The sequence below is a fragment of the Streptomyces sp. NPDC001443 genome, assembly GCF_053597355.1.
The window spans coordinates 68,954-84,392 of sequence record NZ_JBSFIA010000039.1; the positions used below are offsets into that span (position 1 = coordinate 68,954).

Below are 15,439 nucleotides of genomic sequence, written 5' to 3' on the forward strand. Positions count from 1 at the left end.
CTGTCCGGAGCTCTAAAGGCTGAGCGCGTCCTCCGCGTTGTTCACCCACGGGGTCACGGAGTTGGTGTGCGGCGAGACGTACAGGCCGGGGGTGCTCGCCGTGAGCGGCTTCTGCTCCAGGTCGGACTCGGTGTTCATGGTCATCGCGATCGAACCCACGGTCCGTCCCTTGCCGTCGTCGGCGCCGCCCATGAGCCCGGCGTAGGCCGACTCGCCCGGCTCCAGCCTGAGGGCGTCCTCAATGCCGGGGGCGGTGCCCCGCTCCGTGGCCGCACCGTCCAGGCCGCCGAAGGTCACGATGGGGTGGTCCAGCGCCCGGCACGCCTTGGTGCCCTTGTTGGTGATCTTCAGTAGGTAGCTGCTGGTCGTGGGCTCCGCCAGGTTCGCGGTGAACGTGACGTCGTACGTGCTGCACGGGAAGACGTCGAAGTCGGCCGAGGAGCCGTCGCCACTGCCGGAGGAGCCCGCGGACGAACCGCCGGCAGCGCCGCCGGAGGAGCCGCCGGAGGAGCCGCCGGACGAACCGCCGGTCGTGGACCCCGCCGGTGTCGCGGACGGCTTGGACGCGGTGGTGGCCTTCGACGGACCCGACGGACCCGACGGACCCGACGGCGCCGTGGACCGGGACGTACTCGCGGTCGGCGGCTTCGCGGATCCGCCCGCCGCACCGTCGTCGGAGGGCCCGCAGGCGGTCAGCGCGAACGCGGACACGGTGGCCAGGACGACGGCGGCTCTGTGAACGGTGCTCATGGTGTTCTTCCCCCGGATCGAGAAACGTGCGGTGTGCTGTGCCGAGCACCAGCCTCCCGGGGTTTCTTCACAGCCAGGTGACAGGATCTCGCCGGATTCACCACTGTTGCCGGACGGCCCCGAAGACATCCCTGACACGGCCGGCCGACTCTCCCGGCGCCGGGCCGGGCTCCGTCCGCCCGGTTCGGTCACAGGGTGTCGTCGCCCCACTGGTCCAGCAGGGCGTCGGGCATGTCCTCCGTCGGTTCCGTGGTGGTCTCCTCGTGCAGGGCCTGCTCGGTCCAGATCACCTTGCCGTGCCGGGTGTAGCGGGTGCCCCAGCGCTGTGCGAACCGTGCCACGAGGTACAGGCCGCGGCCTCCCTCGTCGGTGGCGGCGGCCCGGCGCAGGTGCGGCGAGGTGTGGCTGCCGTCGGAGACCTCGCAGATCAGGGTCCGGTCGTACAGCAGGCGCACGCTGATCGGCGGGGCGCCGTAGCGGACGGCGTTGGTGGCCAGCTCGGAGAGGATCAGTTCGGTGGCGTAGCCGATGCCGTCGAGCCCCCAGTCCCTCAGTTGTCGGCCGCACGCGGCGCGGACCGGGCCCACCGCCGCCGGGTCCGGGGGGAGCTCCCACTGGGCGATCCGGGCCGGGTCGAGCAGTCCGGTGCGGGCCACCAGCAGGGCGACGTCGTCGCGGGGGCGGGTGGGCAGCACGGCGTCGAAGACGGCCCGGCAGGTTTCCTCCGGGTCCCGTCGCGGGTGGCCGGCCAGCGTGTCCCGCAGCAGTCCGAGGCCGACGTCGATGTCCCGGCCTCGCTCCTCGACCAGCCCGTCGGTGAACAGCACCAGTCCGCTGCCCTCGGCCAGTCGCAGCTCGGCCGACTCGAACGGCTCCGCGCCGCCCAGGCCCAGCGGTGGGGAGACGGGCACCTCGGGGGCGTGCACCGTGCCGTCGGGCCGGAGCACGAGCGGCCCCGGGTGCCCCGCCCTGGCCACGGTGGCACGGCCGGAGACCGGGTCGTAGACGGCGTAGAGGCAGGTGGCGCCGGTGAGGCTGCGGCCGGTGTCGTCGTCCGCCTCGTCGGTGTCGATCCGGGTGACGAGTTCGTCGAGATGGGCCATGAGCTCGCCGGGGACGAGGTCGAGGGCCGAGAAGTTGTGCACGGCGGTGCGCAGCCGGCCCATGGTGGCCGCGGCGTGCAGACCGTGGCCGACGACGTCCCCGACCACGAGGGCAACGCGTGCGCCGGGCAGGGGGATGACGTCGAACCAGTCGCCGCCCACGTGTCCCGACTCGGCGGGCAGATAGCGGTGGGCGACCTCGAGGCCGCTGAGCATGGGCAGGGACGCGGGCAGCAGGCTGCGTTGCAGTGTCACGGCCATGGCGTGCTCGCGGGTGTAGCGGCGGGCGTTGTCGATGGCGACCGCGGCCCGGGTGGCCATCTCTTCGGCCAGGGCCAGGTCGTCGTCCTCGAAGGGCTCGGGTTTCTCCGAGCGCCAGAAGCGGGCCACCCCCAGCACCACGCCTCGGGCGCGCAGCGGGACCGTGATCAGCGAGTGGACGCCGTGCTCGACGACCCTCCGCAGACGGTCGGGATCCTGGGGCCCGAACCCGGGGACGTACCCGGGCACGTGTCCGGGGACGGTGCGCAGGTCGTGGTCGATCACCCCGTGCCCCCGGGCCGGGTCCGCCAGGGGGGACCCCGTCGGCGCGAACGCGACGTTCTCGCCGACGGGCATGAACGGCACGTCCGCCCGGATGCCGGCGGCGGCCACGCGGCGCAGCGACTGCTCCGTGCCGGTCGGCTCCTCGCCGCGCAGCACCGGCTCGGCGAGGTCGACGGTCACGTAGTCGGTGAACTGCGGGACCGCCGCCTCGGCCAGTTCCTCGGCCGTCCGGGTCACGTCCAGGGTGGTGCCGATGCCGATACCGGCGTCGTACAGCACCTTCAGGCGCTCCCGGGCCTGCTCCGCCCGGCCGGACAGCACTCTCAGCTCGGTCGAGTCCCGCAGGGTCGCGACGCTGCCGGAGCCGCCTCCGTACCCTTCCAGGGGCCGCTGGTTGACCGCGAGGACCCTGCCGCCGGCCAGCAGCACCTCGTCGGTTGCCTCGCGTCCGGAGGCCAGCAGTTCGGCGATCGGCGGCGCGAGGCCCAGTTCGTCCGCGCGCCGGCCCTGGGCCTGCGGCGACAGCTCGAGCAGGCGCCGGGCCTCCTCGTTGACCAGCAGCAGTCTGCGGTCGGCGTCCACGATGACGACGCCTTCGCGGGCGGCTCGCAGGACCGCGTCGTGGTGGTTGTACAGACGGGTGATCTCGGCCGGTCCGAGGCCGTGCGTCTGGCGCAGCAGCCGTCTGCCGACCACGAGCGCGCCGACGGTGCTGACGACCACGGCGGCGGCCGTGATGCCGAGCAGGACGGGAAGCTGTCTCATGGCCTCGGCGCTGATGCTCGTCACCCTGACGCCGACGACCACCCCGCCGATCACCGAACCGTCGCTGTCCTTGATGGGGGCGAAGGTGCGGATCGCGGTGGCGTGTCCGACCTCGCCGCGCCCGGTGAGGGTGCGCCCGGCACGCAGCGCCGCCAGGTCGTCGGGGTAGGGGATGCGCTTGCCGATCAGGCTCGGATCCACACTGGTGTAGCGGACTCCGTTCTTTCCGACGATCACGATGAAGTCGAGATGGGTGGCCGTCCTGATCGCCTCGGTCTGCGGTTGCAGCACCGCCGACGGGTCGGGCGACTTCAGGGCCGCCTTGATGCCGGGGGCCTCGGCGATGCCCGCCGCCACGGCGACGGAGGCGGCGGTCGCCGCGCGGGTGGTCTGATGCCGGACCGTCAGGGCCAGCAGGACGCCGCCCACGAGGGCCAGCAGCAGGACCATCACCACTTGGATCACGAACATCTGGCCGACCACGCTGCGCACGTTCAGCAGCGACCTCAGGCCGGTCCGGCCGTGCCGCTCACCGTCCGGGATCTCGTCCGCCCGCACGGCATCGTCGGCGTCGGACGACGGACTCGATCGGCGAGGCAATCGCACCATGCACCCTTTTTACCCATATTTGCGGTGTCACTCGCCGGGGCGCCCTCTATGACCTGGCACCCGGACGGCTGCGCCCAGCCTCCCCCGGCTTCGCCGGTACGCAGCGCCAGGCGAGTGCCGCGGCGGTCAGATAGGCGAGCGCGCCGACGGCCATGCTCGTGCGCAGCCCCGCCTCGTAGCCGGCCCCGGTGGCCAGCAGACTGCCTCCCAGGGCCACGCCGGTGGCGCTGCCGATCTGGCGGGTGGTGTTGAACAGCGCGGACGCGGCTCCCGAGTACGCCGGGGGCGCCGCACCCATCACGGTGGCGGTCGCGCCGGTCAGGGCGAAGGACGTACCGAACCCCGCCGCCATCATCGGCACGACCAGTACCGCGTAGGCGGGCTCGGCTCCGGCCGCCGCCCAGCCCGTCAGCCCCAGGGCGCCCAGCAGCATGCCCGAGACCACCAGCGGACGGTCGCCGGTACGGCGGGCCAGCCGGGCCGAGAGCACCGAGGCGAACGTGGTCATGACCACCGCCGGGAACAGCGCCAGCCCCGTCACCAGGGCGCTGAAGCCGCGCTGGTGCTGGAAGTACAGGCTGGCGGTGAACACCATGCCGTAGAAGGCGAAGTTGAACAGCAGGCCGATGACGGGGGTCCCGCGCATCTCGCGGGAGCGCAGCAGGCTCGGCGGCAGGGCCGGAGCCCGGGCCAGTCGCTCGCGCAGCACGAACGCCAGGGCCGCCAGCACGGCCAGGCCCAGCCCTGCGAGCACGGCGGGATCCGTCCAGCCGCGCCGCCCGGCCTCGTTCAGCGCGCCGGTCAGCAGGGCCACCGCGGCCACCACCGCGCACTGCGCCGGCCAGTCCAGGGCCCGTGTGCCGTGCCGGGGCGAGGGCGCCACGTGCCGCAGGGTCAGCAGCAGACAGGCCGCGCCCACGGGCAGGTTGATCAGGAAGACCGAGCGCCAGCCCACCGTGGAGACCAGCAGCCCGCCCAGCAGGGGTCCGGCGGAGGCGGCGATGCCGGCCATGGAGCCCCACAGCCCGAAGGCCCGCGTCCGTGCGGCGGGCCGCGGGTAGGCCTGCTGGAGCAGGGCGAGCGACCCGGGCACGATCAGGGCGGCGCCGAGCCCTTCGGCCAGCCGGGCCCCGACCAGGAACGCGGTGCTCGGCGCGAACGCGCACGCGGCCGAGGACGCCGTGAACACCAGGACGCCCCAGCAGAAGATCCGGCGGTTGCCCAGCCGGTCGCCCAGCGCTCCCCCGGTCATCAGCAGGCCCGCGAAGACGACCGTGTAACCGTCCGTGATCCACTGGATGCCGGTGAGCGAGGCGGACAGGTCCCGGCCCACCACGGGCACGGCGACGTTGATGATCGTCACGTCCAGGATGACCATGAAGTACCCGGCGCACACCGCCAGCAGCGGCGCCGAGGACCGTCGCTCCGCCGCTTCGCCCGCCGCGTACGCCCCCTCGCCCGCGGTCAAGGACGGGCCGGCCTGCGACCCCAGGCCGTCAGCATTCCGGGCGACAGCCCGACGTATTCCGGGGACTCCAGCCGACGCTCGGCCTCCTCGATCGCGGCGTCGTCCACCACGCCCGTCGCCGTCATCGCCGTACGGGCCCGGTCCCAGGTCCGGGCCCAGAAGCGGTTGATGGGACTGCCCGGTACCAGAGGCGGTACGTGGATCTCGGCCGCCACGGACTCCAGGCCCGCCGCGACCATCAGCTCGGGGTAACGCGGCACCCAGGAGATGTCGGTGCCGATCGTCTCCCGCAGCCCTTGCCACATGGCCCGCATGGCCCGGGTGTACGGGGTGTCGGGCGCGGCGTCGGTGGTGAGGTCCACCGCGTCGCCCAGCACGAGGACACCGCCCGGCGCGAGCAGCCCGGCGAGTTTCTCGACCAGCTCGGCGGGTGACGGCAGGTGCATCAGGACGAACCTGGCGTGCACGAGGTCGAAGCCGCCCGGAGCGAAGAGGTCCGGGCCGAAGCGGTCGGAGGTCACGTCGGCCTGGAGCGTGGTGAGTCCGTCGACCGGCTCGCCGGGCAGGAACGTGGTGTGCCGGTCCACGGCCACGACCTCGGCGACGCCCGCTTCGCGCAGCAGCCAGGCGGCCACCGTGCCGGTTCCGGCGCCCACCTCCAGGCAGCGCCAGCCCGGACCTGCGCCCAGCTCCCGCAGCCGCGCGGTCGTCAGGGGGTCGTAGACGAGGGCTCCGAGGTCGGTCCGGTCCGACTCGCCCTCGTCCTGCGGACGGAACAGCCGCTCTCCGTAGGTCCCGGGGCGCACGGCCCCCTGCGGAGCGCGGGGCGTACGGGAGTCCGTTTCACCTGCCACCCGCCCATTGTCGGGGCAGGACGGCGTGCGCACATCTCGCGGACGTCCGGCGCGGCGCCCGGCCCGGCAGCGGTGGCCGGGGCCGGGGCCGCGCCGTCGGCCCGTCAACCCATCAGCCCATCAGCCCATCAGCCCATCAGCCCAGCTTGCGGCAGAGCAGTGCGGCGGGGCCCCCGCTGCTGCCGATCCGGGTGGTGAAGGCGATCCCGGCGGCGTACTCGTCGTCGGCGCACTGGCCCTTGTAGTCGCCGTAGGCGAAGTCGCCGCCCCGGGCGTCGGCGGGGCGGTTGTCGGACCGGTCGAACCACACCGTCCGTCCGGCGCCGCCGAGCGAGGTGCGGGCCGGGACGCACAGGGCCGCCGACGTCCGGCCGCCGCGGCGGCTGAAGCCGATCAGGAACTGGCCGGAGGGGCACTGGAGCTTGGTGTAGCCGGAGGCCCAGTCCCCGCCCGACGGGACGTTGCGCTCGTCGGTGACGACCGTCTGGGTGTTGCCCGCGGCACGCAGGTCACCGGCGGTGACGTCGGTGCACAGCCCGCGGACCGCCTTGTGCCCGAGGCCGGTCAGCCGCAGGCCGTCGGGGCACACGGCCTTGGACGCGCCCGAGTCCCAGTCGCCGCCGGCGCGCACCCGCAGCGACTCGACGTGGTCGCCGTGGTCGGTGGCGAGCATGTGCCAGGAGGCGACCGGGTCGACGGACCCGGTGCGGGTCGGCGCGGTCATGACGCGGTTCCATCCCGCGGCGCGCCAGTCGCCCGGGTCGAGGAGACCGTACCGGTGGCCGTCGGTGTCGTAGCGCAGCAGCGCCCAGTCGTCGTGGCCCTCCCAGCCGACCAGGGGCCAGTAGGCGAAGTCCGTGTCGTGGTCGGCGAAGTAGTCGGTGAGGTTGCCGAACCAGGTGCGGGCCGCGGAGTTCGACTCACCGGCTCCGATGCCGAACTCGCTGACCCACAGGGGCGCGGTGTAGTGCGTGCCGCCGTCCTCGACGAAGAACGCCTCGTCGTAGAGGGCCTGGTAGAGCGCGTCGCGGGTGAGGTCCTGGTAGCGGGCGTCGTGGGTCTCGCCGATCCCGGTGGCTCCGCTGTGGCTCGGCCCCGTGTACCCGTAGAAGTGGGCGGAGTAGACCAGCTTGTGGGCGGCGACGAGGGTGTGCGAGAGCGTACGCGCGGGGGTCAGCATGGGACGGCCGTGCGGCAGCCCGTCCACGGGCAGTCCGGTCCAGTTGATGCCCTCGACGACGATGAGGAGATCGGGGTTGGCCTCGGTGAGGATGCGGTCCGCGGCCGACTGGGCGGCGGCGTACCAGTCGTGGTTGTCGCCCAGGCCCCAGTTGGGGTCGTCCAGGACGTCGCGCCGCACCTCGTTGTAGAGGTCGGCGCCCACCACACGCGGGTCGGCGGCGTAGCGACGGGCCATGAAGACCCAGTCGTCGGCCCACTGCTGAGTGCTCTGGCCGCTGTTCCACCGCTCGTTGCCGTCGACGCCGCAGCACCAACGGGAGGTGTTGGTGTGGTTGTTGAGGATGACCGCGAAGCCCTCCTGGGTGAGGGCGGCCACCACGGAGTCGAAGACCTGGAGCGGTGTACGCCCGCGCAGCTGCGGGTTGGCCGCGACCGCGGCGTCCGGCACGGCCGCCGTCGCGTGGATCATCTCGTTGGAGAACGGCAGCCGGATGCTGTTGATGCCGAGGGCGTGGAAGTCGGCGAGCAGCGTGGCCAGGGGAACGCGGTCCAGGCCGAGGGGGATTCCGTAGGAGTTCTGTCCGGCGTGATGGTTGGCGGGGTCGTCGATGCTTCCGCTGCCGGTCCACGAGCCCTGCGCGCCGTCCCAGTTGGCCGACTTCAGCCGGAAGCGGTTGCCGGCCGCGTCGACGATGTAGCGGCCGCTGGTCGACAGGGGCGGCTGCCAGGCCTCCGTCTGCGCGACGGCGGCGGCCCGGGCGACGGGGGCCGGGGACGCCGGGACGGCGGCGACCGCCCCGGGTGTCGCGGCCAGCAGGAGTACGGCCGAGGCCACCCCTGTCAGGTACTGAACAAGCCTGGTGGGCACAGGTCCTCCGTGGACGAGCGTCGGTGCGCGGGTGGGGGTGGCGCTGCCGACGGACGACGCGGTGCACGGCGCCCGCCGACGGTCTCCCGCGCAACGGCCGGACAACTCCGTCGGCGGACAGTACCTCCAGTCTACGGAGCAACTGCCGTCACTTCAGCCGTACTTGACCGGCACCGGTGACAGACGACGTGCCGAGGAGCTCCGGGACGGCCCCATGCACAACGCCCGACCGGGAGAGCCCGGTCGGGCGTTGTGCATGGGCCGTCCCGGAGGCGGCCTCCGGTGCCGTGGGTCAGCCGTGCTTCAGGCGTGGGTCACAGGGCCGTCATCACGTGCTTGATCCGGGTGTAGTCCTCGAAGCCGTAGGCGGAGAGGTCCTTGCCGTAGCCGGACTTCTTGTAGCCGCCGTGGGGCATCTCGGCGACGAGCGCCATGTGGGTGTTGATCCACACGCAGCCGAAGTCCAGCGCCTTGGACATCCGCATCGCACGGGCGTGGTCGCGGGTCCACACCGAGGAGGCCAGGGCGTACTCGACGTCGTTGGCGTAGGCGACCGCCTGATCCTCGTCGGTGAAGGACTGGACGGTGATCACCGGGCCGAACACCTCGTTCTGGACGATCTCGTCGTCCTGGCGCAGCCCGGAGACCACGGTCGGCGCGTAGAAGTAGCCGCGCTCCCCCACCCGGTGACCGCCGCTCTCCACGGTGGCGTGCTCGGGCAGCCGGTCGATGAAGCCGGCCACCCGCGCGAGCTGGTCGGCGTTGTTGAGCGGGCCGAAGAACATGTCCTCGTCGTCGACGCCGCCGCCGGTACGGGTCTCGGACGCCGCCTTGGCCAGGGCGGCGACGAACTCGTCGTGGACCGACTCGTGGACCAGCACGCGGGTGGCCGCGGTGCAGTCCTGGCCGGCGTTGAAGTAACCGCCGGCGGCGATGCCCTCGGCCGCCGCGGCGAGGTCGGCGTCGGCGAAGACCAGCGCGGGGGCCTTGCCGCCCAGCTCCAGGTGGACGCGCTTGACGTCACGGGCGGCCGACGCGGCGACCTCCATGCCGGCCCGCACCGAGCCGGTGATGGCGGCCATCGCCGGGGTCGGGTGCTCCACCATCAGGCGTCCGGTCTCGCGGTCGCCGCACACGACGTTGAGGATGCCCGCGGGCAGGTCCATGTCCTCGAGGACCTCACCGATGATGCCGGCGAGCAGGACGGTGGACGCGGGGGTGGTGTCGGAGGGCTTGAGGACCACGGTGTTGCCCGCGGCGACGGCCGGGGCGAACTTCCACACGGCCATCATGAGCGGGTAGTTCCAGGGGGCGACCTGCGCGCACACGCCGACCGGCTCACGGCGGATGATCGAGGTCAGGCCCTCGGTGTACTCGCCCGCCGAGCGGCCCTCCAGCATCCGGGCGGCACCGGCGAAGAAGCGGATGGTGTCGACGACCGGCGCGATCTCCTCGGAGAGGGTCAGCGCCCGCGGCTTGCCGGTGTCGCGGCACTCGGCGTCGGCGAGGTCGGCGGCGCGGGCCTCCACCGCGTCCGCGACGCGCAGCAGCAGCCGCTGCCGGGTGGCGGGGGTGGCGTCGCGCCACTGCGGGAAGGCGGCGGCCGCGGCGGCCATCGCCGCGTCCACGTCGGCGGCACCCGACAGCGGCGCGTGCGCGTACACCTCGCCGGTGACCGGGTCGACCACGTCCAGACGGCGGCCGTCGGCCGCGTCCACGTAGTGGCCGTCGATGTGGTTGCGCAGCGCAAGAAGCTCGCTCATGACCTGTTTCCTCGTCGGCCCGCCCACCGGCGCGGCGTCTCGGCGGCGCGTCCGGGGGTGCGGGAGTGTGTCGTGGTACGTCGTGTTTCGTGGGATGCCGCCGGAAACCTCCGGCGGGGTCGCCCGGGCCGAGCCGGGTCGGTCACCCGCCGGGCCGGGACGCCTGGCCGACGGGCCGGGCACGCTCACGCGCCCGGCCCGGATCCGCTCACGCGCCCGGCGTGGGCGAGAGGTGCTCGTGCACGGCCAGCCAGCGGCCGGACGGCGCACGGTGGAAGACGATCGTCTCGCGCTCGGCGAGGCTCTCCTCGCCCGCCGTGGTGCGCACGGTGGTCGCGACGTCGTGGCTGAAGACGGCGGTGTCGTCGCCGAGCGGCTGGACCAGGCGGCCGGTCGAGACGCAGGACAGCACCCGGAAGTCGTCCTCGGCGACCCAGCGGTCCCACAGGGCGCGGTACTCGGCGGTGGAGGAGAGCCGCTCGGGAGTGGTGTGGAACACGAAGGTGGCGTCGGGCGCGAACGCGCCGAAGTAGTCGTCCAGCCGGCCTTCGGCGAAGGCGGCCACCAGCGCGTCGGCGGCTTCGAGTACCTCGTCGGTCATGGGTGGTGCTCCTTGCGGCAGGTGGTGCGAGACCTGGACGGTGGAACCGGCTCCAGGGTGGTGGCACGCCCCGGGCGGTTGCGCCGGAACGGCCGGGCGGGGCCGCTCCGGCGGTACCCGGGCAAGTGGTGAAGGCGGTGCCGGCCGCGTGGCCGGCACCGGTTCAGATCAGTTCTTCCACGGGCTCGGACGAAGCGTCCTCACCGGTGATCGGCGGCACCGGGGTGTCCGACGAGCCCACCAGGCGCGGTCCCTCGGGACCGTAGACGGCGCGCGGCTCGGGGAAGAGGAACAGCAGTCCCAGGTAGACGACGGCGGCCAGGCCCAGGCCCACCGGCAGCGAGATGTCGACGCCGCCGGCCAGGTCGCCCAGCGGGCCGACGAACTGGCCCGGCAGGTTCACGAACAGCAGGGCGAGGATCGCCGAGCCGAGCCAGGCGCCCATGCCGCGCCAGTTCCAGCCGTGGGCGAACCAGTAGCGGCCACCGCGCTGGCGCCGGTTGAACACCTGGAGGGAGTCCGCGTCGTACCAGCCGCGGCGGGTCAGCCAGCCCAGCATCATGATGACCATCCACGGCGCGGTGCAGGTGATGATCAGCGTGGCGAAGGTGGAGATGGACTGCGCCAGGTTCGCCGCGAAGCGGCCGACGAAGATGAAGCCGATCGACAGGACGCCGATGAACACCGTCGCCTGCACCCGGTTGAACCGGGGGAACACGCTGGAGAAGTCCAGGCCGGTGCCGTAGAGCGCGGTGGTGCCGGTGGCCATGCCGCCGATCAGCGCCAGCAGGCAGACGGGCAGGAAGTACCAGGAGGGCGCGATCGCCAGCAGGCCGCCGACGTAGTTCGGGGCGGCGGGGTCCAGGTACGGGGCCGCCTTGGCCGCGATGATCGACGCGGTGGCCAGACCGAAGAAGAACGGCAGGATGGTCGCGATCTGCGAGGCGAACGCCGCCGTCATCACGCGCTTGCGCGGGGTCTCGGCCGGGATGTAGCGGGACCAGTCGCCGAGGAAGGCGCCGAAGGAGACCGGGTTGGACAGCACGATCAGCGCCGACCCGATGAACGCGGGCCAGAAGCCCGGCGTCGACACCGACGCGAACGCGCCCTGGTAGCCGAAGTCGAAGTCGCCGGCGAAGGCGAAGAAGCCGAGGACGAACAGCGCCGAGGCCGCGATGACCGCGATCTTGTTCACGAAGAGCATGAAGCGGAAGCCGTAGATGCACACCACGAGCACGAGCGCCGCGAAAACGCCGTAGGCCAGGGCGAACATGCCGTCGTTCTGCGGCAGCCCCACCATCCGGTGCGCACCGCCGACCAGGGCGTCGCCGGAGGACCACACCGAGATCGAGAAGAACGCGATCGCGGTGAGCAGCGACAGGAACGAGCCGACGACCCGGCCGTGCACGCCCAGGTGGGCGGAGGACGAGACGGCGTTGTTCAGGCCGTTGCGCGGGCCGAACACGGACAGCGGCGCGAGGATCAGCGCGCCCACGACCAGGCCCAGCACGGTGGCCAGCAGGCCCTGCTTGAACGAGAGCCCGAACAGGATCGGGAAGGCGCCGAGCACGCAGGTGGCGAAGGTGTTCGCGCCGCCGAAGGCGAGCCGGAACAGGTCCAGGGGCTTGGCGGTACGGTCGGCGTCGGGGATGCGCTCGATGCCGAACTGCTCGACCTCGGTGAGGGCGGGAGCGGTGTTGCTCATGGGGCTTCCTTCAGGGCGAGCAGGCTGACCAGGTCGTAGGCGACGTGCGAGGCCGCCACCGCGGTGATCTCGGCGTGGTCGTAGGCCGGGGCGACCTCGACCACGTCGGCGCCGACCAGGTTGCAGCCGGCCAGGCCGCGCAGGATCTCCAGCAGCTCGCGGGAGGTCATGCCGCCGGCCTCGGGGGTGCCGGTGCCGGGGGCGTGCGCCGGGTCGAGGCAGTCGATGTCGATGGAGATGTACAGCGGCCGGTTCCCGATGCGCTGCCGGAGCTGGTCGGCGACCTCGTCGGCGCCGCGCCGGTAGATGTCCGCCGAGGTGACGATGCCGAAGCCCATCTTCTCGTCGTCCGTGAGGTCCTGCTTGCCGTACAGCGGGCCGCGGGTACCGACGTGGGACAGCGCCTCGGTGTCGAGGATGCCCTCCTCGACGGCCCGGCGGAACGGGGTGCCATGGGTGTACTCCGCACCGAAGTAAGTGTCCCAGGTGTCCAGGTGCGCGTCGAAGTGGAGCAGCGCGACCGGGCCGTGCTTGGCCGCCACGGTGCGCAGCAGCGGCAGCGCGATGGTGTGGTCGCCGCCGATCGTGACCAGCCGGGTGCCGTCGGCCTGGAGACCGGTCGCGGCCTCCTGGATGGTCTCGATGGCCTCGTTGATGTTGAAGGGGTTGCAGGCGATGTCGCCGGCGTCGACGACCTGCTGGGTCGCGAACGGGGAGACGTCCAGCGCCGGGTTGTAGGGGCGCAGCAGCCTGCTGGCCTCACGCACCGCGGTGGCGCCGAAACGGGCGCCGGGCCGGTAGGAGACGCCCGCGTCGAACGGCACGCCGACCACCGCGACGTCGGCACGGGTCACCTCGTCCAGGCGCGGCAACCGGGCGAACGTCGCGGGACCCGCGAAACGCGGTACCCGGGAGGAGTCGACGGGTCCACGGGGTTCGGTCATTGCCTCTTGCCTTCCTTCTCACACGCACCGGGACCACCCGGCACATCCGAAGTGTCCGCGCGGGAAACGCCGGCCGACAATCGTGTGAGACACAAACAGTTAGGCTGTTTTTGTGGAAGGGAACAAACGACGCGGGGTGAGTGTCCGGGAAGTGCTGACCTATCCGGCGCTCCAGCTCCGGCTGCTCGCGGGCCGGGCCGGACTGGACCGGTCGGTTTCCTGGGCCCACGCCAGTGAGCTGGAGGACCCCACTCCCTGGCTGCTGGGCGCCGAGATCATCATGACCACGGGACGCGCCCTGCCGCGATCGGCCGCGGGACAGCGGGCCTATCTGGAGCGGCTGGACGACGCCGGGGTGGCCGCGCTGGCGGTGTCCGTGCAGCTGCACATGCCCCCGCTGCGGCAGGCGTTCTTCGACACCGCGGAGGAGCGGGGCATGCCGGTCCTGGAGGTACCGCTCGCCGTGCCGTTCATCGTGGTGGCGCAGGAGGTGGCGGCCGCCGTGCAGGAGGACTCCCGGCACCGGCTCGGCGCCCAGCTCCAGGTGTTCGGGGCGCTGCGCTGGCTGGCGGCGGAGAACCTGGACACCGCGACGCTCTTCCGCCGGCTGGAGCACCTCTCCGGCTACGACATCCGGCTGTGCACCACCCAGGGCCGGCCCCTGCTGACGGGGGTGCCCGTCCCCGAGCCGTCGCTGGTCCCCCAGTCCGCGGACGCCCCGCCGACCATCCCCGGCGGGTTCGTGCTGCCGGTGCCCTCACCGGGCGGCACGGCCGGCTTCCTGATCGCGCTGGAACGCGACGGCGCGCGCCCGGCCGGTCTGGCCGTGGTCCAGCACATCGCGACCGTCGCCGCGCTCCAGCTCGCCGTGATCCGCACCGAGCGCGAGACGCTGCGCCGCGAGGGCACCGAGATCCTCGCCGAGATGCTCCAGGGCACCCTGGAGCGGGAGGCCGCCGAGCGCCGCCTGCTGCGCCACTCCATCGAGGGCACGACCGAGCTGACCGTGGTGCGGGGCGTGACCGAGCAGGCGCTGCTGCGCGCCCTCGACGACGAGCCGTTCCTGCTGCTCAACCGTGGCGAGGACCGCTATCTGCTGGGTGCGCCCGCACTGGCGGACACGGTCGCGGCGGTGCCCGGCGTCGCCGCCGGTACCAGCCGGCCCCTGCCCTGCGGCGCGTCGCTGCGCATCGCCCAGCGCGAGGCCCGGTGGGCGGCCTCCCAGGCCGCCGCCTCGGGCCGTCCGCTGGTCCGGTACGGCAACGACCCGGCCGGCCGCTGGCTGCCCGACGACCCGGCGGCGCTGGACGCGCTCGTCGAGCAGGTGCTGGGCGAGGTGCTGCGCTACGACGCCGCCCACGACGCGCACCTGCTGCTGTCGGTGCGCACCTGGATGGAACGCGACCGGCGCACCGACGACGCGGCGGCGGCCCTGCACATCCACCCCAACACCCTCGCCTACCGGCTGCGCCGCTTCAGCGCGCTCACCGGCCGCGACCTCACCGCCACCGGGGCGTTCACCGAGGTCTGGATGGCGATCCGGTCGGCGGTGGAGCTGGGGCTGCTGGACTGATCCGGTCGCGAACGGTCCGGATCACCCGCCCCCTAATTGCCTATGCCTTGTCCGCCCGCGCCCTGTCCTCGGCCTCCCGGGCCGCGCGCTCGAGGCGGGCGCGGTAGTCGTCCCACCAGGCGGGGTCGTCCGTGGTCATGCTGCCGTTCGCCTCGTTCATCCCGACGGCGCCGTCCAGGAGTTCCCTGAGGATGTCGGCGTGCCCGGCGTGCCGCTGGGTGTCGGCGATCACACGCACCACGGCGTGATGCAGCGTGATCTCGGCCTTGTCGGCGGGCCACCAGGGGACCTTGCCGACCGCGTCCAGGGGCAGCGTGTCGAGCGTCGCGTCCGCGTGTGCCCAGGCGCGGCGGTAGAACCCCACGATCTGCTCGCGCGTCTCGTCGGCGGTGGCCCACATGTCGGAGTTGGTCTCGGCCGCGTCGTCGAACCAGGGAGCCGGCTCGCCGGACGGCCGGGCGAAGGTGTCGCCGAGGTAGCCCAGCTCCACACTGGCCACGTGTTTGACCAGGCCCAGCAGGTTGGTGCCGGTGGGCGTCAGCGGGCGGCGGATGTCGTACTCGCCCAGTCCTTCGAGCTTCCACAGCAGGGCGTCGCGGGCGGACTGGAGGTAGCGATGCAGATCGGCCTTGGGCTCGGTTGCGGTCATGGGGTCAGTCTGCCGGTCCGGCGATCTCTGTCCACCTGCTTTCCCGGGCCGGGCCGGCC

At 72.9% G+C, this 15,439-nt stretch carries 11 protein-coding genes; 1 reads left to right on the top strand and 10 read right to left on the bottom strand.

The annotated features are described in order from the left end of the window. Positions 1-12: 12 nt before the first annotated feature. The 9 genes from ACWC24_RS32425 to speB form a co-directional block, all read right to left on the bottom strand. Complete coding sequence (locus ACWC24_RS32425; RefSeq protein ID WP_450666466.1) at positions 13-750, bottom strand: DUF4232 domain-containing protein; 738 nt, start codon at positions 748-750, stop codon at positions 13-15. A 188-nt stretch (positions 751-938) separates the two neighbouring features. Then, complete coding sequence (locus tag ACWC24_RS32430) at positions 939-3,773, bottom strand: SpoIIE family protein phosphatase (RefSeq protein ID WP_450666467.1); 2,835 nt, start codon at positions 3,771-3,773, stop codon at positions 939-941. Between the two features lie 46 nt (positions 3,774-3,819). After that, on the bottom strand, positions 3,820-5,241 hold the full coding sequence (locus ACWC24_RS32435; RefSeq protein WP_450666468.1) for an MFS transporter: 1,422 nt from the start codon (positions 5,239-5,241) through the stop codon (positions 3,820-3,822). Next, positions 5,238-6,095: a class I SAM-dependent methyltransferase gene (locus tag ACWC24_RS32440; RefSeq protein ID WP_450666469.1), complete on the bottom strand. Its 858-nt coding sequence runs from the start codon at positions 6,093-6,095 to the stop codon at positions 5,238-5,240. The genes ACWC24_RS32435 and ACWC24_RS32440 overlap by 4 nt, the downstream gene beginning before the upstream one ends. Positions 6,096-6,231: 136 nt before the next feature. Then, positions 6,232-8,145, bottom strand: coding sequence for a glycoside hydrolase family 5 protein (locus ACWC24_RS32445; protein WP_450666470.1), 1,914 nt, complete (start codon positions 8,143-8,145; stop codon positions 6,232-6,234). Between the two features lie 314 nt (positions 8,146-8,459). Further along, complete coding sequence (locus ACWC24_RS32450) at positions 8,460-9,908, bottom strand: gamma-aminobutyraldehyde dehydrogenase (RefSeq protein WP_450666471.1); 1,449 nt, start codon at positions 9,906-9,908, stop codon at positions 8,460-8,462. A 208-nt stretch (positions 9,909-10,116) separates the two neighbouring features. Beyond that, positions 10,117-10,509, bottom strand: coding sequence for a YybH family protein (locus ACWC24_RS32455; protein WP_450666472.1), 393 nt, complete (start codon positions 10,507-10,509; stop codon positions 10,117-10,119). Positions 10,510-10,672: 163 nt separating this feature from the next. After that, positions 10,673-12,214, bottom strand: coding sequence for a purine-cytosine permease family protein (locus tag ACWC24_RS32460; protein WP_450666473.1), 1,542 nt, complete (start codon positions 12,212-12,214; stop codon positions 10,673-10,675). Beyond that, on the bottom strand, positions 12,211-13,158 hold the full coding sequence (speB, locus tag ACWC24_RS32465) for an agmatinase (RefSeq protein WP_384727628.1): 948 nt from the start codon (positions 13,156-13,158) through the stop codon (positions 12,211-12,213). Before speB ends, ACWC24_RS32460 begins: the two co-directional genes overlap by 4 nt. A 136-nt stretch (positions 13,159-13,294) precedes the next feature. Here speB and ACWC24_RS32470 point away from each other — a divergent pair, with 136 nt between their 5' ends. After that, the gene (locus ACWC24_RS32470) at positions 13,295-14,731 is read left to right on the top strand and encodes a PucR family transcriptional regulator ligand-binding domain-containing protein (protein ID WP_450666474.1); all 1,437 of its coding nucleotides are present in this window, start codon (positions 13,295-13,297) and stop codon (positions 14,729-14,731) included. Positions 14,732-14,771: 40 nt separating this feature from the next. On the opposite strand, the gene ACWC24_RS32475 is transcribed toward ACWC24_RS32470, so the two are convergent. Next, a complete protein-coding gene (locus ACWC24_RS32475) occupies positions 14,772-15,380 on the bottom strand; it encodes a DinB family protein (RefSeq protein ID WP_450666475.1) in 609 nt (202 codons plus the stop codon). Between the last annotated feature and the right edge of the window lie 59 nt (positions 15,381-15,439).

Coding starts and splice junctions, on each gene's coding strand:
- ACWC24_RS32425 (WP_450666466.1), bottom strand. CDS start 750: ATGAGCACCGTTCACAGAGCCGCCGTCGTCCTGGCCACCGTGTCCGCG.
- ACWC24_RS32430 (WP_450666467.1), bottom strand. CDS start 3,773: ATGGTGCGATTGCCTCGCCGATCGAGTCCGTCGTCCGACGCCGACGAT.
- ACWC24_RS32450 (WP_450666471.1), bottom strand. CDS start 9,908: ATGAGCGAGCTTCTTGCGCTGCGCAACCACATCGACGGCCACTACGTG.
- ACWC24_RS32455 (WP_450666472.1), bottom strand. CDS start 10,509: ATGACCGACGAGGTACTCGAAGCCGCCGACGCGCTGGTGGCCGCCTTC.
- ACWC24_RS32460 (WP_450666473.1), bottom strand. CDS start 12,214: ATGAGCAACACCGCTCCCGCCCTCACCGAGGTCGAGCAGTTCGGCATC.
- speB (WP_384727628.1), bottom strand. CDS start 13,158: ATGACCGAACCCCGTGGACCCGTCGACTCCTCCCGGGTACCGCGTTTC.
- ACWC24_RS32475 (WP_450666475.1), bottom strand. CDS start 15,380: ATGACCGCAACCGAGCCCAAGGCCGATCTGCATCGCTACCTCCAGTCC.